The 21,786-nt window shown below is 75.4% G+C and carries 15 protein-coding genes and 1 pseudogene; 12 read left to right on the top strand and 4 right to left on the bottom strand.

Annotated features, from left to right (window positions below; genetic code table 11):
* The first annotated feature begins 147 nt into the window (after nucleotides 1-147).
* From P696_RS0139715 to P696_RS0139680, 8 genes are all read left to right on the top strand, one after another.
* Nucleotides 148-801, top strand: coding sequence for a crotonobetainyl-CoA--carnitine CoA-transferase (locus tag P696_RS0139715; protein ID WP_026416673.1), 654 nt, complete (start codon nucleotides 148-150; stop codon nucleotides 799-801).
* 279 nt (nucleotides 802-1,080) lie between these two features.
* Nucleotides 1,081-1,800, top strand: a complete 720-nt coding sequence (locus P696_RS0139710; protein WP_026416672.1) for a hypothetical protein — start codon at nucleotides 1,081-1,083, stop codon at nucleotides 1,798-1,800.
* 13 nt (nucleotides 1,801-1,813) lie between these two features.
* Entirely contained in the window at nucleotides 1,814-3,139 is a 1,326-nt protein-coding gene (locus tag P696_RS51280) for an ABC1 kinase family protein (protein ID WP_051468880.1), read from the top strand.
* Nucleotides 3,140-3,437: 298 nt separating this feature from the next.
* Nucleotides 3,438-4,358, top strand: coding sequence for a DUF1702 family protein (locus P696_RS51275; protein WP_170026720.1), 921 nt, complete (start codon nucleotides 3,438-3,440; stop codon nucleotides 4,356-4,358).
* On the top strand, nucleotides 4,355-6,325 hold the full coding sequence (locus P696_RS0139695) for an FG-GAP repeat domain-containing protein (RefSeq protein WP_051468877.1): 1,971 nt from the start codon (nucleotides 4,355-4,357) through the stop codon (nucleotides 6,323-6,325). Before P696_RS51275 ends, P696_RS0139695 begins: the two co-directional genes overlap by 4 nt.
* Nucleotides 6,322-7,383: a hypothetical protein gene (locus P696_RS51270; protein WP_051468875.1), complete on the top strand. Its 1,062-nt coding sequence runs from the start codon at nucleotides 6,322-6,324 to the stop codon at nucleotides 7,381-7,383. Before P696_RS0139695 ends, P696_RS51270 begins: the two co-directional genes overlap by 4 nt.
* Nucleotides 7,380-12,851, top strand: coding sequence for a type I polyketide synthase (locus P696_RS0139685; RefSeq protein WP_051468873.1), 5,472 nt, complete (start codon nucleotides 7,380-7,382; stop codon nucleotides 12,849-12,851). Before P696_RS51270 ends, P696_RS0139685 begins: the two co-directional genes overlap by 4 nt.
* Nucleotides 12,848-13,273: an acyl-CoA thioesterase gene (locus P696_RS0139680; RefSeq protein ID WP_034489148.1), complete on the top strand. Its 426-nt coding sequence runs from the start codon at nucleotides 12,848-12,850 to the stop codon at nucleotides 13,271-13,273. The genes P696_RS0139685 and P696_RS0139680 overlap by 4 nt, the downstream gene beginning before the upstream one ends.
* A 59-nt stretch (nucleotides 13,274-13,332) precedes the next feature.
* Here P696_RS0139680 and P696_RS0139675 read toward each other — a convergent pair whose 3' ends face one another.
* Nucleotides 13,333-14,307 (bottom strand): helix-turn-helix domain-containing protein, encoded by a 975-nt coding sequence (locus P696_RS0139675; RefSeq protein ID WP_211245980.1) that lies wholly within the window; start codon nucleotides 14,305-14,307, stop codon nucleotides 13,333-13,335.
* Between the two features lie 71 nt (nucleotides 14,308-14,378).
* Between P696_RS0139675 and P696_RS0139670 the strand changes: the two genes are divergently transcribed.
* A complete protein-coding gene (locus P696_RS0139670) occupies nucleotides 14,379-15,443 on the top strand; it encodes a saccharopine dehydrogenase family protein (protein WP_026416667.1) in 1,065 nt (354 codons plus the stop codon).
* A 38-nt stretch (nucleotides 15,444-15,481) separates the two neighbouring features.
* Here P696_RS0139670 and P696_RS51265 read toward each other — a convergent pair whose 3' ends face one another.
* Together P696_RS51265 and P696_RS51260 are read right to left on the bottom strand one after the other, a co-directional pair.
* On the bottom strand, nucleotides 15,482-16,651 hold the full coding sequence (locus P696_RS51265) for a cytochrome P450 (RefSeq protein ID WP_051468871.1): 1,170 nt from the start codon (nucleotides 16,649-16,651) through the stop codon (nucleotides 15,482-15,484).
* 164 nt (nucleotides 16,652-16,815) lie between these two features.
* A complete protein-coding gene (locus P696_RS51260) occupies nucleotides 16,816-17,424 on the bottom strand; it encodes a TetR/AcrR family transcriptional regulator (RefSeq protein WP_034489146.1) in 609 nt (202 codons plus the stop codon).
* Nucleotides 17,425-17,575: 151 nt separating this feature from the next.
* On the opposite strand from P696_RS51260, the gene P696_RS0139655 reads away from it, so the two are divergent.
* Nucleotides 17,576-18,376 carry a class I SAM-dependent methyltransferase gene (locus tag P696_RS0139655; protein ID WP_342669061.1) on the top strand — a complete coding sequence of 267 codons (801 nt, stop codon included), beginning with the start codon at nucleotides 17,576-17,578 and terminating at the stop codon, nucleotides 18,374-18,376.
* A gap of 143 nt (nucleotides 18,377-18,519) precedes the next feature.
* Here P696_RS0139655 and P696_RS0139650 read toward each other — a convergent pair whose 3' ends face one another.
* A complete protein-coding gene (locus P696_RS0139650; RefSeq protein ID WP_245627984.1) occupies nucleotides 18,520-19,341 on the bottom strand; it encodes an ATP-binding cassette domain-containing protein in 822 nt (273 codons plus the stop codon).
* An 80-nt stretch (nucleotides 19,342-19,421) separates the two neighbouring features.
* Here P696_RS0139650 and P696_RS58975 point away from each other — a divergent pair.
* Together P696_RS58975 and P696_RS0139645 are read left to right on the top strand one after the other, a co-directional pair.
* Nucleotides 19,422-19,490, top strand: a pseudogene (locus tag P696_RS58975) (SAM-dependent methyltransferase); the annotation flags it as partial.
* Between the two features lie 127 nt (nucleotides 19,491-19,617).
* Complete coding sequence (locus P696_RS0139645) at nucleotides 19,618-21,723, top strand: HelD family protein (protein WP_026416664.1); 2,106 nt, start codon at nucleotides 19,618-19,620, stop codon at nucleotides 21,721-21,723.
* The last annotated feature ends 63 nt before the right edge of the window (nucleotides 21,724-21,786 follow it).

Below are 21,786 nucleotides of genomic sequence, written 5' to 3'. Positions count from 1 at the left end.
AGGTGACGCGAACCCCCGCTCCCGCCTTCCCATCGGCGCGGAGGGCCTCCCGCCGCGGCCCGGCCGAAGTCGGCCGGGCCGGGGCCGTTCCCGTGTCCACGCTTCCGAACGGGATATAGTTGTGAAGTGGAACGTGGAGGTTCGGTCATGAAGCAGCAACGTCGCAACTACGGTCAGTACTGCGGGCTCGCCGGGGCCCTCGACGTCGTCGGCGAGCGCTGGACCCTGCTGATCGTCCGCGAGCTGCTCACCGGGCCGTGCCGCTACAACGAACTCCAGGCGAACCTGCCCGGCATCGGCACCAACCTGCTCGCCGAGCGGCTGCGCTTCCTGGTCGACATCGGCCTCGTCCGGCAGCGCGCCAGGGACGGCTCCAAGGTGAGGATGTACGAGCTCACCGCGCAGGGCGAGGCGCTGCGCGAACCGGTGCTCGCGCTCGCCCGCTGGGGCCTCGGCCTGCTCGGCGCGCCCGGCGCCGAGGACGTCGTCCGCCCGCGCTGGGGCGCGCTCGCGGTCGAGGCGATGATCGACCCGTCCGCCGCCGGGCCCGACGAGCGTTACGAGTTCCGCATCGACGACGAGGTCTTCCACGTCGAGGTCGCGGGCGGCGAGGTCAGCGTCCGGCACGGCAAGTCCGCGCTCGACCCCGCGCTGGTCGTCACGACCGACGCGCGCACCTTCGTCGAGATCGGCTCCGGTCGGCTGACCCCGCTGGAGGCCACCCTCACCCACCGCCTGGTGATGGACGGCGACGCCGACGCCACCCTGCGCTGCTCCCGGCTGCTCGGCCTGGTCGGCTGACGCCGCCCGGTCCCGCGCCCCGACGGACGCGCGAAGCGCACGCGTCGGGCGTCACGCCGGGCGTCGCGCGGGAGTCCCGCACGTCCCGTTCGCCTCTCCTCGCGGGCAGTGCGTTCTGGCTTGACTACATGTAAGTGAAGTGATCCCCTGGACGGGCACGAACGATATCCCCTCGTGCGCCGTTCGGGCGGATCCCGGCCCCGCCGGCGAGGCCGTCCGGACGCGCGGCGACCCCGGTGCCCGTTCCGGGCTCCACACCGAGAACGGATGAGGTGCGCGATGCCGGAAGTGCCGGAGCGGCCGTTCCTCACCGCAGGGACGCTCACCTCGTTCGCGTTCGGGGTCGAGTCCGCGCTGGGCCGCCGTCCGCTGCGCTACCTGGTCGCCCGCAGGTTCGCCGGGGAAACCGCGCTGACCTGCCTGCTCGTCCTCGAACCGGACCAGCTCGCCGGAACGTACGTGACCATCCGCGAGGACCGCGCCAACGCCGACTGCCAGGTGTGGACCTACGTGCCGACCATGCGCAGGGCCGTGCGGATCGTCGAACGGCACGTCTTCGGCTGCCTCCCGCTCACCCGCGTCGGCTACCTCGACCTGATGGCGTGGCGGCACCCGGCGCTCGGCGACGTCCCGGAGGACCGGGAGGCCGACGTGTCGTGGAGCGGCTGGCCCGGCGCGCGGGCCCGCTGCTACCTCGGCCCGGCCTCCATGCCGGGGCTGACGGTGACCGAGGCGGTCGACCCCGCCAGCGGGACGGTCGTCGCCCGCTCGGTCGACCGCCGCGGTGTGCCCGAGCGGCGCTGGCAGGTCCTGGAGCCCGGCCCGCCCGAACTGCCCGCGCGGATCGGGGTCGGCGGGCCGGACGCCCGCGCGTCGGCCACGGAGTTCCGCCGCCTGGGGGACCCGGTGGAGATCCCCGAGGGGGTGTTCGACGAGGAGCCGCGCGCGTTGTGGGACGCGGTCGGCCGCGGCATCCCCACCCTGGCCCCGGCGCGCTGACGGAGGCCGTGCCATGACTTCCTGGAACGGCATGTCCGACGGCACGCGCGAGGGCGGCGGTGGGTGGAGGCGGTTTCCGGTGCGGCGGTGCGTGCGGGTCGTCCTGCTCTGCGTTCCGGCGGTTCCGAGGATCGCGGTCGCGGCGTTGGCGCCGGACGGGCGGCGGCCGGCGCGGGTCGCCGGTGAGATCGCGGGCCTGCTGGAACGGCTCGGGGGCGCGTTCGTCAAGGCCGGGCAGCTGCTCGCCACGAGGGTCGACCTGGTCGGGGAGCCCTTCGCGACGGCCCTCGGCAGGCTGCACGACGACGTCCGGTTCGACGCCGCGCCGCCGCTCCCCGAACGCTTCCGGGACTGGACGGCCCGTCCCGTCGCGGGCGGTTCGGTCGCCGTCGTGTACCGGGCCTGGCCTCCCGACGGGCCGGACGGCGCGCCGGTGGCGCTGAAGGTGAAGCGGCCGGGCGTGGCGTCGGAGATCGCGGACGACCTGGCCCTGCTGGGCCGCGTCGCCCGGGTGGCGGCGCGGCTGCCGGGGCTGCGGCGCGTCCCGCTGACGGAGATCCTGGACGAGCTCGGCGGCCTGCTGCTCGCGCAGCTCGACTTCCGCGCCGAGGCCGAGAACCTCGCGCGGCTGCGGGACGCGCTGGCGGACGAGCCGGGCGTCCTCGTCCCCGCGCCGCTGCCGGAGTGGTCCGACGACGAGGTGATCGCGATGGAGTACGTCCCGGGGCTGGATCGGCGGACGCCCGCGAACCTGCCGCCGGAGGCGCGCAGGGCGCGGGCGACGACGCTGGTCCGCGCGGTCTACCGGCTGCTGTTCGTCGACGGGCTGGTGCACGTCGACCTGCACCACGGCAACGTCTACTTCCTCCCGGACGGCACGGTCGTGCTGCTGGACGCGGGCCTCGTGCGGCGGTTCAGCGCCCGGGCCCGGCACGGGTTCGCCGAGTTCTTCGGCGGCATGGTCCGCGGGGACGGCGGCGCGTGCGCGGACGCGCTGCTGGCCACCGTCCGCGGCGGCGCCCCGGGCGTCCCCGGCGTCGGCTTCGACGGTGTTCGCGGCGCGGGCGGCGCACGGGACGTCGCGGTGTTCCGGCGCGAGGTGGCCGACCTGGTCGCCCGGAACTCGGGCGCGACCGCGGGGGAGTTCCGGCTGTCGGCGTTCTGCCTGCGGCTGTTCGACCTGCAGCGCCGGCACCGGCTGTACGCCGAGCCGGAGTTCGCCTTCCCGATGCTGTCGCTGCTGGCCGTCGAGGGAACGGTGAGGCGCGACCACCCGGGCATGGACTTCCAGCTGGAGGCGGCTCCCTACGCCCTGGAGGGACTACTCGGCCGACCGTGAGGCGGAAAATCCGCAGAACGATGGGGACAACCGGAAACGAGGTTACGGGGGGACGGCCGGTCTTTTCCGTCCGGTCCTATCGAATATCGCTCCGAATACTTCCCGTAAAGCGGGTGTGCGGGAGATAGATATTCAGTGACCTGCGGTGACGCTTGCATTATGGCCGCATCTGGACAGTGGAAGATGCCCCTCCTTGACGCTTCACTTTAGGTTTTGTTAGTCCTGTGTGTGTTCTGCAGAGGAGGTTGACTTGGCCACGTCCGTCCCTGCCCAGCGGACCCCATTCCTTTTTCGCCCATTGGTCCTTGACGACCGATCTATCCGGCTCGACAAGACAGGTCATGCGTCCGGAGACCCGGACGTCCGGGAACGGCTCGACACGGTGGTCGCGGCGTTCGCCGCCGGGTACAACACCGGCCTCGCGACCGGCCGCGGGCCGCTCGGGCCGGTCGGCGTCCCGCCCGCGCTGGACGGGTTCGCGCACGAGGGCGCGGCGATGAGCCGCACCCTGCTGGACGTGCTGACCGGCACCCGGGGCCGCCGTGTGGCGGGGCTGCTCGAGGGGCCGGGCCGCCGCCACTTCCACCTCGTGCACGTCGGCGTGGGCTGGGCGTACGCCCGGCTGCGGCTGCCGCCCTGGTTCGGCGTGCCCGGCGCGCGCGGCCTGCCGCGCTGGCTCGTGTGGGACGGCTGGGGCTTCCACCAGGCCTACTTCCGCCCCGGGCCGGTGCTGCATGAGCACCGGACGGAACGCGCCGCGCGCGGTCCGGCCGCGTCCGTCCGCGACCAGGGTGTGGGCCGCGCGCTGTGGTTCCACGCCTGCGCCGACCCGGACGTCGTCGGACGCGTCGTCGCCGGGTTCCCGCCGCACCGCCGCAGCGACCTGTGGGCGGGGATCGGCCTGGCCGCCGCCTACACCGGCGCGCGGCCCCCGGACGTCCTGGGCTCGCTGTCGCGGATAGCGGGCGGCCACCGGGCCGACCTGGCGCAGGGCGCGGCGTTCGCCGCCAAGGCGCGCGTGCTGTCGGGCGAGGTCCCCGGCGACGTCCGCGCGGCGGTGGAGACGCTGTGCTCGGCGTCCCCGGTCACCGCCGCGAAGTGGACGGACGCCGCGCACGACGAGGCCGCCCACCACGGCGACACCCTCGCCGAGTACCAGTACTGGCGGGCCCTGGTCCGCCGCGAGTGGCGACGGCACGACGGCGGGGTGGAGCGGTGAACGGCGTCCCGAAGGGCGGGATCCTGAACGGCCGGTTCCCGCGATCCCGGCTGGTGCAGGTGTGTTCGGTCCTGCTGCTGGTCGCGGGCTGGTTCGTCGCGAGCCTGCCCGAGACCTCCGACGCGGACGCGGTGCGCCTGGCCCGGCGGTTCGCGTTCGAGCGCGTCCCGCTGAACGGCGCCGCCGCCGCCCGGGACGTCCGGCAGGTCGCGCCCGCCTACCGGCACATCGACCACTGGATCTCCTCGGTCGGCGCGGCCGTCGCGCTCGCCGACGTCGAGGGCGCGGGCCGTCCGGCCGACGCGTGCGTCGTGGACCCGCGCGACGACTCGGTGACGCTCGCGCCCGTCCCCGGCTCCGGCGGGCGGATGCCCACCACGAGGCTCACGCCGTCCGGGCTGCCGTTCGACGCGACGATGGCGCCGATGGGCTGCACGCCCGGCGACTACAACGAGGACGGCCTGACCGACGTCCTCGTCTACTACTGGGGACGCTCGCCCGTGCTGTTCATGCGGACGCCCCACGCGCTCGGCAGGCCCGGCGCGTTCGTCCCGCAGGAACTCGTGACGCCCCGCCAGACCTGGAACACCAACGCCGTGTCGGTGGCCGACGTGGACGGCGACGGCCACGCCGACCTCGTCATCGCCAACTACTTCCCGGACGGCGCGCGCGTCCTCGACCCGCACGCGAGCCACGGACGGCTCGTGATGCAGCGGTCGATGTCGGCTGCCTACAACGGCGGGCGCAAGCACATCCTGCTGTGGAGGTCGGGCCAGGGCGGCGCGCGGCCGTCCGCGACCTACACCGAACCGCCGAGCCCGCTGCCCGACCGGACGTCCAAGGGGTGGACGCTCGCGACCGGCGTCCAGGACATCGACGGCGACGGCCTCCCGGACCTCTACCTCGCCAACGACTTCGGCCCGGACCGGCTGCTGCGCAACGTGTCCACGCGGGGACGGCCGAGGTTCGAGGAGGTCAAGGGTGTCCGGCACTTCACCACGCCGAAGTCGAAGGTCATCGGCCGGGACTCGTTCAAGGGCATGGGCGTCGCGTTCGGCGACCTGGACGGCGACGCCGTCCCGGACATCTTCGTCAGCAACATCACCCAGGAGTACGGCCTGCTGGAGAGCAACTTCGCGTGGCTGAGCCAGGGCCGGAAGATCTTCCAGGGCGGGACCGTCCGGTACGACGACCACAGCGAGTCGCTCGGGCTGGCCCGCTCCGGCTGGGCCTGGGACGTCAAGATGGGCGACTTCGCCGGGGACGGCCGCACCGAGATCGTCCAGGCGACCGGGTTCGTCAAGGGGAGGGTGAACCGCTGGCCGCAGCTCCAGGAGCTGGCGATGACCAACGACGACCTGCTGAACCGCCCGGGCGCGTGGCCCGACTTCAGGCCCGGCCGCGACGACGTCTCCGGCCACGACCACGACCCGTTCTTCGCGCGGCTGCCCGGCGGCCGGTTCCTGGACATCTCCGGACGCCTCGGCGTCGACGACCGCAGCGTCTCGCGCGGCATCGCGCTCGCCGACGTCCAGCACGACGGGCGGCTCGACTACGCGGTCGCCAACCAGTGGCGGCGGTCGTTCTTCTACCGGAACGTCCGGACGAGCCGGTCGCCGTACCTCGGGCTGCGTCTCGTCCGCCCGGCGGGCGGCTGCACCGTCCCGGCCAAGGCCCCTGTGGGGAGGGCGAGCGGGCCGGTGACACCCGCGATCGGGGCGTCCGCGCGTCTGCTCGGGGGCACCGGCGGCGTCCGGACGGGCCAGGTCTACCCGGCCAACGGGCACGCGGGCGTGTCCGCTCCCGAGCTGCTGTTCGGCCTGGACGGCGGTGCCGCGAACGTCCCGGTGCGGCTCTCCTGGCGGGACGCCTGCGGCACGCTCCACACCGGTGAGGCCCGGCTCGCGCCGGGCTGGCACACCGTTCTGCTGACCTCTGACGGATCGATCCGGGAGGCGGGATCGTGAGTTCCACGACCAGCTCCACCACGACCGGCGCGACGACCGCCGCGGCCGGGGCCGCCCGGCCCGCCAAGGACCCCCGGGTCGTCGCGCTGCGCCGGTTCGCGATCTCGATCTCGGCCTTCACCCTCCTCGGGCACACCGTCCTCGGCTTCGAGCAGGCGTACGCGACGCCGGTCGTCGCGCTCGCCACGGCGTACCTGCTGGAGATCGGCCTGGAGACCCTGGACGCGTGGGCCACCGGACGGCCGCGCAAGTACGCGGGCGGGCCCCGCGCGCTGGCGGAGTTCCTGCTGCCCGCGCACATCACCGCGCTCGCCTGCGCGATGCTGCTGTTCGCCGACAGCAGGCTCGGCCCGGTCGTGTTCGCGGTGACCATCGGGATCACCTCGAAGTACCTGGTCCGGGTGCGGGTGAACGGCCGGGTCCGGCACGTGCTGAACCCGTCGAACCTGGGCATCGCGGTCGTGCTGCTGATGTTCCCGTGGGTCGGCATCGCCCCGCCCTACCAGTTCACCGAGTGGATCGGCGGGCCGCTCGACTGGGTCGTCCCGGCGCTCATCCTGGCGTCCGGGACGGTGCTGAACGCGATGCTCACCCGGAAGATGCCGCTGATCGCGGGCTGGGTGGGCGGGTTCCTGCTCCAGGCCGTCCTGCGCGCGTCCCTGACCGACACCGCGGTGCTCAGCGCGCTGCTGCCGGTGACCGGCGTCGCGTTCGTGCTGTTCACCAACTACATGATCACGGACCCGGGGACGACCCCGGTGAGGCCGCGGAACCAGGTGTGGTTCGGGCTCGCCACGGCCGCCGCGTACGGCGTCCTGGTCAGCTTCCACGTGGTGTTCGGGCTGTTCTTCGCGCTGGTCGCGGTGTGCGTGCTGCGCGCGATCGGCCTCGCGTTCCTGTCGTTCCGCGACCGGCGGCGGGTGGACGCGGCGGATCCGGCCGCCGTCCCGGTCGTCCCGGCTCAGCGCGACGCCGATGCCGATGCGGCGGGTGCGGCTGCCGCGCCCCGTTCGGCAGGTGCGGCCGGTTCGGCTGGTTCGGCCGGTGAGGGGCGGTGAGCGGGGTGCCCGGGACGTCCGGGCCCGCGATCGCCGTCGTCGGTGTCGGCTGCCGGTATCCGGACGCCACGTCCCCCGCGCAGCTGTGGGAGAACGTCCTGACGGGACGCCGGGCGTTCCGTCCGCTCCCTCCCGGACGGCTGAACCTCGCCGACTACGCGGGGGACGGCCCCGACTCGACGAACGTCCGGTCGGCGGCCGTCCTCACCGACTGGACGTTCGACCGGGCCCGGCACCGGGTGTCCGGGGCGAGCCACCGCGTCACCGATCCGGTGCACTGGCTCGCGTTGCAGGTCGCCGCCGAGACCCTCGAGGACGCCGGGTTCCCGGACGCGCGCGGCCTGTCCCGCGACCGGGTCGGCGTGGTGCTCGGCAACTCCCTGACCGGCGAGTTCAGCCGGGCCGGGCTGCTGCGGCTGCGCTGGCCGTACGTCGCCCGCGTCGTCCGGGACGCGCTGGCGGACGGCGGCCTCGGCGATGCCGAGGCCGCCGCGCTGATGGCCCGGCTGGAACGCGGGTTCAAGGCCCCCTTCCCCGAACCGACCGGCGAGAGCCTGGTCGGCGGGCTCGCCAACGCCGTCGCGGGCCGCGTCTGCAACCACTTCGACCTGCGCGGCGGCGGGTACACCGTGGACGGCGCGTGCGCGTCGTCGCTGCTGGCGGTGACGACGGCGTGCGCGGCGCTCGCGTCCGGCGACCTGGACCTGGTGCTGGCGGGCGGCGTGGACGCCAGCCTCGACCCCTTCGAGCTGGTCGGCTTCGCGCGCCTGGGCGCGCTGGGCGGGGACGAGATGCGGATCTACGACGCGCGGCCCACCGGGTTCCTGCCCGGCGAGGGCTGCGGCATGGTCGCGCTGATGCGGGCCGGGGACGCGGCCGAGGCGGGCCGGGTCCCCCTCGCCGTGATCCGCGGGTGGGGCGTGTCGTCCGACGGGAGCGGGGGACTGACCAGGCCCGCCCGCGACGGGCACGTTCTCGCGATGCGCCGCGCGTACGGGCGAGCCGGGTTCGGGCCGGACACCGTCGCGCTGTTCGAGGGGCACGGCACCGGGACCGACGTCGGCGACCGGACGGAGCTGGAGGCGCTGATCGCCGTCCAGGACGGGCGCCGCCTTCCGCCCGCCGCGCTCGGCTCGGTCAAGGCCAACATCGGGCACACCAAGGCCGCGGCCGGTGCGGCCGGGCTGCTCAAGGCCGTCCTGGCACTGCACCACCAGACCGTCCCGCCGACCGTCGGCTGCGAGACCGAGCACGACCTGCTGCGCACGCCGGACGCGCCGCTGCGGACCGTCCGCGAGGCGGCCCCGTGGCCGGACGCGCCGCTGCGGGCCGGGGTGAGCGCGATGGGGTTCGGCGGGATCAACACCCACGTCGTCCTGGAGGCGGCCGAGGCACGGAGGCCGACGTGTCCGCGCAGCCTTCCCCGGGGCGCGCTGGACGCCGAGGTGTTCGTGGTGGGCGCGGCGTCCTCCGAAGCGCTGGCGGGGAAGCTGGAGCGGCTGGCCGAGCGCGCCGACGTCTGCGCGCTTGCTGAACACCTCGACATGGCCGCAGCCCTGGCCGATGTCGCCTGCGACGGCGATGAGGCGAACGCGGCCGTGCGGGCAGCGGTCGTCGCGCGAACGCCCGCCGAGTTCGCCGAACGGGCCCGGCAGGTCGCGGCACGGCTGGCGGAGGGCGTGGCGTTCGGGCTGGTCAGCGGGCCGGGGCACTGGCTGGGCAGCGGACCGCCCGGGCGCGTCGGGTTGCTGTTCCCCGGGCAGAGCGCGCCGGTTCGCGGCAGCCACGGGGCGCTCGGCGCGCTGCTGCCCGGCCTCGAACCCGTTCCGGCGCCGGCCGTGGATGCGCCGGACGGGCGTGACACGGCCGTCGCGCAGCCCGCCGTCCTGCGGTCCTCACTGGCCGGGCTGCGGCTGCTGGACGCGCTCGGCGTCGTGGCGTCCGGCGCGTCCGGGCACAGCCTCGGCGAGATCACCGCGCTGTGCTGGGCGGGCGCCCTCACCGCGCGGCAGGCCGTCGACCTGGCCGCCGAACGCGGCCGGATCATGGCCGCCACCGGTGACAGGGACACCGGGATGGCCGCGCTGGCGGCTCCGGCCGGCACGGTCGCGGAGCTCGTCGCGGGCACCGGCGTCGCGGTCGCCGCCGACAACGGGCCCGTCCAGGTGGTGGCCGGTCGGCTGGCCGAGCTCGAAGCGGTCGTGGAGCGCGCCAGGCTCGCCGGGGTCGGCGCCCGGGTGCTGCGCGTCAGCCACGCCTTCCATACGCCCGCCGTCGCCGCGGCCGTCCCGGGGGTGAGGCGGGTGCTGGAGCGCACGGAGTTCGACCGCCCGCGCCGGACGGTGCTGTCGACGGTCACCGGCCGTACCCTCGAACCAGCCGATGACCTGCGTGAACTCCTGGTCCGGCAGGTCACGGCCCCGGTGCGGTTCGCCGCGGCGCTGGAGGCCCTCGCCGCCGCCTGCGACCTGCTGGTGGAGTGCGGGCCGGGCCACTCGCTGACCGCGCTGGCCGAGCAGATCACCGGCGTCCCGGTCGTGGCGCTGGACGCGGGCTCGGTCTCCGGCGAACCGGTGGCGCGGACGGTCGCCGCGCTGTTCGCCGCCGGAGCCGCCCACGACGTCCGGCCGCTGTTCGCGGAGCGCGTCCACCGGCCGTTCGACCTCGACCGGCCTCCGGCCTTCCTGACGAACCCGTGCGAGAGCGCCCCCGCCGTCCCGGTCCCGAGGACGGAGGCCGGGGGCGACCGTCCGGTGGAGCCCCCGGCCGCTCCGGCGCCGGACGGCGGCGACCCGCTCGCGGTCGTCCGCGCGCTGGTCGCCGAGGCGCTGGAGCTGCCCGCCGGGATGATCGGGGACGGCGACGGCCTGCTCGCCGACCTGCACCTGAACTCGCTGCGCGTCACCCAGCTCGCCGCCGAGGCCGCCGTCCGCTGCGGCCGGACGGCCCCCTCCGCGCCGCCGCGACTCGCGTCCGCGACCGTGGCCGCGCTCGCCGAGACCATCGCCGCGCTCCCCGCCTCGGACGGCGCCCGCGACACGGTCGAAGGCGTCGACCGCTGGTTCCGCGTGTTCGCGCTGGAGCGCCGTCCGGCGCGTCCGGCGGGGGACGGGGGAGCGCGGGCGTGGCGGCTGAGCGGTCACGGGCCGCTCCGGAAGGCCGTCGCGCCGCTCCTCCAGGACGACCCGGACGCCCCTCCCGCCCTCGCGGTGTTCCTCTCCGAGGACCCGGCCGACCAGGTCGTCGCGGATCTCCTCGAGGCGGCGGCCGAGGCCGTCCGCGGCGATGTCCCGCTGACCGTGGTCGACCACGGCGACACCGCGTCGGGCTTCCTCGGCGGCCTCGCGCTCGAACACCCGGGCCTCGCGCTCCGCCGGATCGCGGTCGAGGACGCCCCCGCGTCGGCGGTCGCGGGCGCGCTGTCCGGCACGTGGGACGGGTTCGCCGAGTTGCTGGTCGACGCGTCCGGGGCCCGCTTCACACCCGCGCACAGGCCGCTCGCGCTGCCCCCGGACGGCCCGCCGCTCGCGCCCGGCGACGTCCTGCTGGTCACCGGCGGAGGGCGCGGCATCGGCCTGGAGACGGCGTCCCACCTGGCGGGACGCTGGCGTGTCCGGCTCGCGCTGCTCGGGCGCTCCGACCCCGGAGACGATCCCGGTCTCGCCGCGAACCTGGCGCGGCTGGACGCCGAGGGCGCGACGTTCGACTACGCGCCCGCCGACCTCCGCGACGCACGCTCGGCGCGGGCCGCGCTGGACCGGCTCACCGCCCGGCTCGGCCCGGTGCGGGGCGTCGTGCACGGGACCGCCGTCAACCGCCCCGCCCGCTTCACCGACCTCACCGAGCGCGACTTCGCCGACCACGACGCGCCCAAGCGGCTCGGCCTGCGCGCTCTCCTGGACGTCCTGGACCCCGCCGGGCTGCGCCTGCTGGTCACCTACGGCTCGGTCATCGGACGCTTCGGACTCCCCGGCGAGGCGCACTACGCCCTCGCCAACGGCAGGCAGCGCGAACTGGCCCGCGTCCTGGCGCGCGAGCTCCCCGGCTGCCGGGTGCGGAACATCGACTGGACGGCCTGGTCCGGCGCGGGCATGGGGGAGCGGCTGGCGGTGCTGTCCACGCTGACCCGCACGGGCGTCGACCCGATCCCCGTCGAGGAGGGCGTCCGGCTGCTCGCGCGCGTCGCCGAGTCGTCCGCCGGACCCGCGTCCGTCGTCGCCAGCGGACGGCTCCCCGCGCTGGAGGCCCGCGCGGAGCGGGCCCTGACGCACACGCCCGGCGTCGAGACCGTCACCGAGACCCGGCTGAGCGTGGCGGACCTGCCCTGGCTGCCCGATCACCGGATCGACGGGCTGCTCGTCCTCCCGGCCGTGGCCGCGCTCGAGCTGATGACCCGGGCCGCCCGCGAGCTCACCGGCGCACCCCTCGCGGGCGTTACCGGCGGCGCGTTCACGCGACCGCTCATCATCCCGGACAAGGGCGAACGCGTCGTCCGGGTGTGCGCGCTCACCGGCGAGGGCGGCGGCGGCGTCCGCGTCGCGCTGCGCAGCGACGAGACGGGCTTCGCCCTCGACCACTTCACCGGCACGGTCACGGCCGCGTCCGCGCCGCCCGCCGTACCCGCCTCCGAGGGCGCCGTCCCGGCTCACGACGGCCGGGCGCTCTACGGACCGCTGTTCTTCCACGGCCCGGCGTTCCAACGGCTCCGGCGCTTCGAGCGGCTGGAGGCACGCGGCTGCCGGGCGGTGCTCGACCCCGGCACCGCCTCCTCGGATGGGGTTCTCGGGGATCTGTTCCGCAACGACGCGTCCATCCACGTCCTCCAGGCGTGCGTGCCGCACCGGCGCCTGCTCCCCGTCGGCTGTGACCGCTTCGCCGTGCACGCCCCGCAAGCCGCCGCGAAGGCGGGCGGCCCGCTGACCCTGACGGCCAGGGAACGCTCACATCACGGGGCGGACCACACCTACGACGTCCAGCTCACCGACGCCTCCGGCGCTCCGGTGCTGAGCTGGGCAGGGCTGCGACTGCGGGACGTCGGGCCGCTGCTGGACGGCCAGGACCTGCCGTCCGTCCTCGTCGGCCCGTACGTCCAGCGCCACCTGGACGACCTGCTGCCCCGCGCCGCCGCGCGTCCCGGCGAGGACGGGCTCGCCGTCGCCGAGGGCGCCGCGCTGGCCGTCGCCCCGGACGACGACCCGGACCCCTGGCCCGGCGAGGCGGAACGGCTCGCCCGGCTCGTCGGCGAGCCGCCCGCGCGGTCGCTCGAACGCCTCCGGACGGTCGCCGCGTGCCTGCGCGCCGCGGGCGGCGACCCGTCCGAACGTCCGGTGGCGGGCGGCGTGTACGAGAACGGCTGGGTGACGCTCAGCACCGGCACCCACGAGATCGCCTCGGCCGTCGTCACCGTCACCGGCCGGGACACGCCGCTGGTGCTCGCCGCGGCGGCCAGGAAGGGGACGGGCCCGTGACGCGACGCTTCTACGAGTACAGCCACCGCGTGACGTTCTCCGACACCAACGTCGTCGGCAACGTCTACTTCGCGTCCTACCTCGCCTGGCAGGGCGCCTGCCGCGAGCTGTTCCTCGCCGACCACGCACCCGGCGTCGTCAAACGGCTGGACGACGACCTCGCCCTCGTCACGGTGTCGTGCGCCTGCGACTACCTGGCCGAGCTGAGCGCGTTCGACCGCGTCTCGGTGCGCATGACGCTTTCCGCGCTGGAGGACAACCGCGTCACGATGGGCTTCGACTACTACCGCACCGGCGGCGGCCCGGCGCTGCTCGCGGCGCGGGGCACGCAGACCATCGCCTGCATGACCCGCACCCCGTCGGGCCTCACCCCCGCCGCGATCCCCGACGACCTCCTCCTGGCCCTCCGCCCCTACGCCTGACCGGGGCCCGCCCCTACGCCTGACCGGCGTCCGTCCCTGCGCCCGACCGGCGTCCGAAGCTAGGCCCGGCGGGCGTCGGTGAGGCGGCTGCGGAAGGTGCGGCGGTAGGCGTCGGGCGGGACGCCGACGGTCCGGTTGAAATGCCGCCGGAGCGTCGCCGCGGTGCCCATGCCGGTCGCCGCCGCGATGGCGTCCACGCTCTCGTCCGTCGTCTCCAGGAGCTCCTGGGCCCGGCGGATGCGCTGGGTCAGGAGCCACTGGAGCGGGGTCGTGCCCGCCGTCGCGCGGAAGTGCCGTCCCAGGTGGCGGGAGCTGATGTTCGCCCGCCGCGCCAGGTCCTCGACCGTGAGCGGCTGGTCGAGCCGCTCGGAGACCCAGGCGAGCAGCTCGCTCAGCGGATGGTCGCCGCGCTCGGGCACCGGGGACGCGACGAACTGGGCCTGCCCGCCCGCACGGTGCGGGGGCACGACGAGCCTGCGCGCCGCCGCGTTCGCGACGGCCGAGCCGTGGTCGCGCCGGACGAGGTGCAGGCACAGGTCCAGGGCGGCGGCCTTCCCCGCCGAGGTGAGGACGCTGCCGTTGTCGACGTACAGGACGTCCGGGTCGACCTCGACGTCCGGGAAGCGGGCGGCCAGCTCGTCGGTGTGCGCCCAGTGCGTCGTGGCGCGGCGTCCGTCCAGCAGCCCGGCGGCGGCCAGCACGAACGCGCCCGTGCACAGCGACGCCACCCGGGCGCCCGCCTCGTGCGCCGCGCGGACGGCGGCGACCAGGTCCGGCGGGGGAGCGGCGTCCACCTCCGCCCACCCCGGGACGATCACGGTGTCGGCCAGCGGGAGCCGGTCGAGGCCGTCGTCGGGTTCGAGGAGGAAGCGTCCGTCGGCCCGCACCGGGCCCGCGCCGCAGATGACGGGCTCGTACCAGGACCCGGCGGCGGCCGGTGGAGGGGAGCCGAACAGCTCGTACGCCAGGGCCAGCTCGAAATGCAGGATTCCGTCCGCGACGGCCACCGCGACCGTGTGCACACCTGTGGTCATGTCCGAAAGTGTACGCATCTTGTCGTTTCGGACACTCGCGCGACGTCCCGTCCGGCCGCGACGATGATCCCGTGAACGATCTTCTTGAGAACACCCCGACGGTCGCGGTCTACGGCGCGTACGGGCACACCGGCCGGTTCGTCGTCGCCGAGCTTCTGGCGCGCGGGTTCGTGCCCGTCCTGGTCGGCCGCGACGCCGCGAAGCTGAACGACTTCGCCGCGACCCACCCGGGACTCGACGCCCGGCCCGCCCCGGCCGACGACCCGGCGGCGCTCGACCGCGCGCTGACCGGCGCCGACGCCGTGATCAACGCCGCCGGTCCGTTCGCCGACACGGCCGCGCCCGTGATCGAGGCCGCCCTGCGCGCCGGGATCCCCTACGTGGACGTGGCGGCCGAGATCGAGGCCAACCGCGACACCTTCGACCACTTCGCCGCCCGCGCCCGCGAGGCCGGGACCGTGGTCCTGCCCGCCATGGCGTTCTTCGGCGGGCTCGGCGACCTGCTCGCCACCGCCGCCATGGACGACTGGACCGAGGCCGACGAGGTCCACGTCGCCTACGGCCTCGACAGCTGGCACCCGACGTCCGGGACCCGCGCCGCGGGCGCGGTCTCCCACAGCCGCCGGAACGGACGACGCGTCCGTTTCACCGCAGGCGCCCTGCGGTACCACGACGACGAACTGCCGACCCGGACGTGGACCTTCCCCGAGCCGACCGGCGACCGGAACGTCCTCGGCGAGTTCACGATGGCCGATGTCGTGACCATCCCGAGCCACCTGCGCGTCCCCGAGGTGCGCTCGTACATGACCGTCGAGGCGGCGAAGGACCTGTCGTCCCCTGACACGCCCGCCCCCGTCGCAGCCGACGAGGACGGACGGTCCGCGCAGTCGTTCGTCGTGGACGTCGTCGTGGTCTCGGGCTCCACCGAACGCCGCGCCACGGCGTCCGGCCGCGACATCTACGCCGTCAGCGCGCCCCTGGCCGTCGAGGCCGTCCACCGGATCCTCACCGGCCGCACCAGGACGACCGGCGTCGCCTCGGCGGGCGAGCTCTTCGACGCCCGCGACTTCCTGGAGGCCCTGTCACCGCACATCACCGTCCACCACCACGCCGCGTCCTCGGGGGCCCGGGCGTAGCGGGCGACGCCGAGCGACATCGAACGGGGGCGGGGGCGTCACCAGCGGACGGGGAGCCTCGCGGGGCCGGTCACGATGCCGCCGGTGCGCCACGGGATCTCGTCCGCGGGGACGGCCAGCTCCAGCTTCGGGAACCGCTCGGCCAGCGTGCCGAGCGCCACCTCGAGCTCCTGCCGCGCCAGGTTCGCGCCGAGGCAGAAGTGCGGGCCGTGCCCGAACGTCACCAGGGGCACGCCGTCGGACGGACGGTCCGGCGCGAACGTGTCCGGGGCGGGGTAGACGGCCGCGTCGCGGTTGGCCTCGGCGAGCATCGGCAGGACGGTCTCCCCGGCGCGGACGGTCCCGGACGCGAGCTCGACGTCCTCGGTCGCCAGCCGCGGCATCGCGACGGTCGCGGGCGTGTCGTGCCGGAGCACCTCCTCCAGCAGCCCGGGACCGGCCTCGGCGGGCCAGCGGCCCTCGGTCACCAGCGTGAACACCGCCGACGCGACCATGTGCGCGGTCGTCTCGTGCCCGGCCGTGATGATGTTGATCACCATGCTGACCAGCTCAGGCCCGGACAGCCCCCGGCCGTCGCCGTCCTCGCCCTCATCCCGGGCGGCGATCAGCACGTCGATGAGGGCGTCGCCCGGCTCCTCCCGGCGGGCCTCGACGAACGCCTCCACGTAGCCGCGGAACTCCCGCCCGTTCGCCGAGCGGCTCGCCGCGCCGGCTGTGCCGGTCGACAGCGCCACGTCCGCCCACCGCCGGAACCGCTCGCGGTCGCCGTGCGGGACGCCCAGCAACTCGCAGATCACCTGGACCGGGAGCGGGAACGCGAACGCCGTGAGCAGGTCGCACGGCGGCTCCCGCCCGGCCATCGCGTCGGCCAGCCCGGCCGCGATCGCCTCGACGCGCGGACGCCACGCGGCCGTCCGGCGCGGCGTGAACGCGCCGGACACGATCCGCCGGATCCGGGTGTGCCGCGGCGGGTCCATGTTCAGCAGCGAGTGCCGGTCGTCGCTGACGTCGCCGCCCCGGGCCAGGCGCGGCCCGCCGCGGCGCAGCTCGCGGCTGAACCGCGGGTCCGACAGCACCCGCCGGACGTCGGCGTGCGCCGACACCGCCCGCATGACGTCCCCGCTCGGCACCCTGATCTCCGGCGGGCCGCCGCCCGCGCCCCCGGAGCCCTCCGCGGGCTCGGGGCCCGTCGCGGGTTCGGAGTCCATCGCAGGTACGGCGTTCCTTGCGGGTTCGGAGTTCACGTCGCCTCCCTCGTCCGGCTCCTCCATGCTCCCGGACGGCCCGCCGCACGTCGAGCACGACCGGTCCCGCAGGGGACGTTCTCACCGTGACCGGATCCGGGCATGCCCGCGCCAGCGACACCGCGGGGCTACCGGGAACCGTCCTCCGGCTCGGGGACGCCGAGGTAGCGGACGACCATCCGGGCGACGAACCCGGCGATCCGGTCGGGCGGGCCCTCCGACAGGATCAGGTGACTCATGGTCAGCCGGACGGCGGCGTCGGTGACCTCGGCGAACGCCTCCCGGTCCAGGTGCGGCCAGCGGGCGAGGGCGTGCTCGACGATGCGGGCGGACGCGGTGAACAGCACCGGCTCGGCCTGCGTGGTCAGCAGCGGCAGCAGCTCGTCGCCGCCCGCGCCGGTCAGCACCACCTTCTTCAGAGGGTCGTCCGCAGAGGTGAGCAACGTGTAGCGGACCGCCGCCCCGACCGCCGCGTACAGGTCGTCGTGCTCGGCCAGCACCCGGTCGATGCCGTCCAGGTAGCGCTCGTTGTCGCGCAGGACCACGGCCTGCGCGAGTCCCCACTTGTCGCCGAACTCGTTGTAGACGGTCTGGCGGCTCACCCCGGCGGCCTCGGCCACGTCCCGCATGCGCAGTCCCTTGTAGCCGTTCTGGACGAGCAGCTCGGCGGCGGCGTCGAGGAGCGCCTCGCGGACCGGGCTCGAACGGTCGGGAGCGGCGGGTTCGGACGGGGTCATCGACGACTCCGGGCTCGAGGGCGGCGTGCGGGCGGGAGCGGCGGCCCGGGCCCGGGCGGACGGGAGACGGAGGACTGCGGACGGTGACGTACGCATGGCCTCACGGAAACCCGTTCGCTGTCAAGGACCGGCCCTCCCTATGATCACCCGCGTGACGAGCGACGAATACCTGGACGTCAACCGCGAGCTGTGGGACGAGCGCGTCCCGATCCACGTCCGCAGCGACTTCTACGACGTGGCGGGGTTCCGCGCGGGCGAGGACGCGCTGCGCGACTTCGAGACCGCGGAGGTCGGGGACGTTTCCCGCCGGACCCTCGCGCACCTGCAGTGCCACTTCGGGCTCGACACGCTGTCGTGGGCCCGGCGCGGCGCGACGGTCACCGGGCTCGACTTCTCCGAGCCCGCCATCGAGGCCGCCCGGGGCATCGCGGCCGAGACCGGCCTCGACGCCCGGTTCGTCGTCTCCGACGTCTACGCCGCGCGCCAGGCGCTCGGCGCGACCTACGACATCGTCTACACCGGGCTCGGCGCGCTGTGCTGGCTGCCCGACCTCCGCCGGTGGGCCGAGACGGTCGCCGCGCTGCTGAACCCGGGCGGGTTCCTCTACCTCTCCGAGTTCCACCCGTTCGCGGACACCCTGGACGATGAGACCGGCACGACCGTCACGTACGACTACTTCGACCGCGCGCCCCAGGAGTGGAACGAGTCCGGCACCTACACCGACCGCGACGCGAAGACCAGCAAAAACCGGTCGATCTCGTTCCAGCACGGCATCGGCGACGTGGTCAGCGCCGTCATCGCCGCCGGGCTGCGCCTGGAGTTCCTGCACGAGCACGACCACACCCTCTTCGCCCGGCACGCGAACCTGGAGAAGAACGGCCAGAGGTACCGGCTGCCCGAGGGAAGTCCGCGCGTCCCGATGATGTACTCCCTGCGCGCCACCCGCCCCTGACCCGCCCCCGACCGGCCCGCACCGCTGCTGGGACGGCCCCACGTGCTTGCTTCCGATCGGCCCGCGCCGACGCCAGGACAGGCTCGCGCTCACGTCCGGGCCGCCCACGCCACCGCCGGACGGCCTCGCGCGCTCGCTTCAGGTCAGCCCGCGCAGGCCGTCCGGACGAAGCGGTCGCAGCGGACCTCGGCCGGTGGTCCGCACGCGACGACGCGTCCCCGCGACAGGACGTGGACGGTGTCGCACACGCCGAGGACCCGCTCCAGGTCGCGTTCCACCAGGACGACGGCGAGGCCCTCGGCGGCGAGGTCGCGGAGCAGCACCTCCAGCGAGCGGGCCGCCGCCTCGCCGAGTCCGGTGGACGGCTCGTCCAGCACCAGCGCGCGCGGACGGGCCGCGAGGGCGCCCGCCAGTTCGGCGAGCCGCGCGACCTCGGGTGGGACGGCGCCCGCCCGGTGCGCGGCGAACTCGGCGATGCCGAGCCGGTCGAGCAGCGCGTCGGCGGTCTCGCCCGTGCGCGCCAGCGCGTCCCGGCGCCGCCGCCGGGCGTCGAGACGGTCGCGTCCGGCGATCTCGCGGCGGGCGACCTCGGCCTCGGCGGCGGCCTGGACGGCGTCGCGCAGGGTCCGCCGGGCCGACCGGCCGCGGGGCGGGGGCGGCCGGTGGAAGGTGCGGGCGACGCCGCGCCGGGCGACCTCGCCTGGGGAGCGGCCGAGCAGGTCCGCCCCGTCCAGCCGGACGCTGCCGAACGCCGGGCGGCGCAGCCCGCAGATCACGTCGCAGAGCGTCGTCTTGCCCGCGCCGTCCGGGCCGAGCAGCCCGGTCACCGCGCCGGGCGGTGCGGTCAGCCCCGCGCCGTCCACGGCCGTGAGCCCGCCGAACCGCACCGTCACGCCCGCCGCCCTCAGCCCCTCGCCTGGGGCCGCCGGGACCGGGGCCCGCCGCTCACTCATCCGCATCGCCATGTGAACTCCGTCACGTGATCCAGATCACGACGAGCCTACGATAACGGCGCGGCCGACCCCGGAGCGACCCCTCCGGACGGGACGTCCACGAGATCGCGCAGCGGACGGTCCCGGCCGCCCGCGTCGTCTACGTCGACAACGACCCGATCGTCCTCGCGCCCGGGAAGCCCTGTCCCGCAGGCCGTGGCGGCGATGCTCGAGGAGGTCGCGGGCCGTCCGGGCCGGTAATGTTGATGGTTTCGCCATCGACCCTTCTCCGACCGGAGGTCTGTTCGCATGCCCGGAGGAACACCCCAGCCAGCAGGAGCGTCGCCCGACGTCCTGACCGCCGAACGCGCCCATCTCGCGGCGGCCCGCGAGGCCCTGCGGCGGATGCGCGAACACGCCGCGAGCCTGTCGGCCGACATGGCCGCCGACTGGGTGTCGCGGCAGTATCTGGAGTCGCTGCTCGACCAGCGGGTCGCCGCGCTGGCCGACCATCCCGACACGCCCCTGTTCTTCGGCCGCATGGACCGCGACGCCGAGCAGGCCCGCGACAGCCCGGACGACGAGTCGGCGTCCCGCGGCGAGTCCGGCGGTCCCTTGGAGTCCGGTGAGGAGGCCGGGCTGCCGCTGATGTACGTCGGGCGGCGGCACGTCCACGACGACGGCGGCGAGCGGCGCCCCCTGGTGCTGGACTGGCGGGCCCCGGTCTGCCGCGCGTTCTACCAGGCGGGCCCGGCCGACACGATGGGCTGGGCGCTGCGCCGCCGGTTCGGGTTCCACGGCGGCGAGCTGACCGCGTTCGAGGACGAGCCGCTCGACGCGCCCGTCCACACCTCCGCGCTGCTCACCGCCGAGATCGAGCGTCCGCGCACCGGCCCGATGCGCGACATCGTCGCCACCATCCAGCCCGAGCAGGACGTGATCGTCCGTGCCGACCTCGGCCGGACGGTGTGCGTCCAGGGCGCGCCCGGCACCGGCAAGACCGCCGTCGGCCTGCACCGCGCCGCCTACCTGCTGTTCACCCACCGGGAGCGGCTGGCCCGGTCCGGGGTGCTGATCGTCGGGCCGAACCGCGCGTTCCTCGCCTACATCTCGTCGGTCCTGCCCGCGCTCGGCGAGGTCCGGGTCGACCAGGCCACCGTGGACGACCTGCTCGGTGCGCCCACCGGGACCGAGCCCGCCGAGGCGTCCGCCGTCAAGGGCGACGCCCGGATGGCCGAGGTGCTGCGCAAGGCCCTGTGGCGGCACATCCGCAAGCCCGAGGAGGGCCTGGTCCACACGAGCGGGGTCGCCAAGTTCCGGGTCCCCGACCACGAGGTGCGGGAGATCGCCGCCGGCCTGCGCGGGACGACCCGCTACGCCGCCGGACGCGACATGTTCGCGCAGCGGCTCGCGCACCGGGTCCTCGTCCTGATGGAGCGGCGCGGCGGGGCGCCCGACGACCGCGTCCAGGACCAGGTCGTCCGGTCGCGTCCGATGAAGCGGCTGCTCGACGCGGTCTGGCCCAAGGTCACGCCCGAGATCGTCCTGCACGGCCTGCTGTCCGACGCCGACGCCCTCCGTGCCGCCGCGCGCGGGATCCTCACCGACGACGAGCAGGCGACGATCCTGTGGGCCAGGCCGCCGCGCTCGCACCGGTCCGCGAAGTGGACCGCCGCCGACCGCGCCCTCCTGGACGAGCTGGGCGACCTCATCGAGCGCACCCGCTCCCTCGGCCACCTGGTCGTGGACGAGGCGCAGGACCTGTCCGCCATGCAGCTGCGCGCCCTCGGCCGCCGCTGCGCCGCCGGGTCCGCGACCGTCCTCGGCGACATCGCGCAGGGCACGACCCCCTGGTCCGCGCGCTCCTGGGACGAGGTGCTCGGCCACCTCGGGCAGGAGGGCGAGGTCACCGAGCTCGCCGTCGGGTTCCGCGTCCCCGGGACCGTCCTCGACTTCGCCGCCGCGCTGCTCCCGCACATCGCGTCCGGCCTCGCCGCGCCGCGTTCGCTGCGTCCGGGGGCGGGAGCGCTGACCGTCCGGCCGAGCGCCGCCCCGGAGAGGGACGCGGCCGACACGGCCCGCGGCCTGCTGGAGCTGGAGGGGACGGTCGGGCTGATCGTCCCGGACGCCGGCGTCATCGCGCACTCCGCCGCCCTCGTCGCCGCCGGGATCGCGCACGGCGTCCTCGACACCGAGTCCACCGGCGAGGACGAGCGGCTCCAGGTCGTCCCGGCCACGCTCGCCAAGGGCCTGGAGTTCGACCACGTCGTGGTCGCCGAGCCCGCCGCGATCGCCGCCGCCGAGGAGCGCGGCCTCGCCCGGCTGTACGTCGTGCTGACCCGCGCGGTGACCTCCCTGACCGTCCTGCACGCCGAACCGCTCCCCGGGCCCCTGTCGGCGGCGCCGGTTCGTTGACGGGTGCGCGGACGGCTCCCTAGGGTGACGCGTACCGACCGGTTGGTATGTCCCCTGCGGAGG

It is taken from the genome of Actinomadura oligospora ATCC 43269 (assembly GCF_000518265.1).
GTDB lineage: Bacteria > Actinomycetota > Actinomycetes > Streptosporangiales > Streptosporangiaceae > Spirillospora > Spirillospora oligospora.
Note: the sequence above shows the minus strand (reverse complement) of the source record. Positions and strands in the feature narration are given on the sequence as shown.

What these genes read in the sequence shown, in the direction of transcription:
- P696_RS51265 (WP_051468871.1), bottom strand. Translation starts at nt 16,651, where the DNA reads ATGGACTCCGAACCCGCGACGGGCCCCGAGCCCGCGGAGGGCTCCGGG.
- P696_RS51260 (WP_034489146.1), bottom strand. Translation starts at nt 17,424, where the DNA reads ATGACCCCGTCCGAACCCGCCGCTCCCGACCGTTCGAGCCCGGTCCGC.
- P696_RS0139645 (WP_026416664.1), top strand. Translation starts at nt 19,618, where the DNA reads ATGCCCGGAGGAACACCCCAGCCAGCAGGAGCGTCGCCCGACGTCCTG.
- P696_RS0139650 (WP_245627984.1), bottom strand. Translation starts at nt 19,341, where the DNA reads ATGGCGATGCGGATGAGTGAGCGGCGGGCCCCGGTCCCGGCGGCCCCA.
- P696_RS51280 (WP_051468880.1), top strand. Translation starts at nt 1,814, where the DNA reads ATGACTTCCTGGAACGGCATGTCCGACGGCACGCGCGAGGGCGGCGGT.
- P696_RS0139710 (WP_026416672.1), top strand. Translation starts at nt 1,081, where the DNA reads ATGCCGGAAGTGCCGGAGCGGCCGTTCCTCACCGCAGGGACGCTCACC.
- P696_RS0139675 (WP_211245980.1), bottom strand. Translation starts at nt 14,307, where the DNA reads ATGACCACAGGTGTGCACACGGTCGCGGTGGCCGTCGCGGACGGAATC.
- P696_RS0139715 (WP_026416673.1), top strand. Translation starts at nt 148, where the DNA reads ATGAAGCAGCAACGTCGCAACTACGGTCAGTACTGCGGGCTCGCCGGG.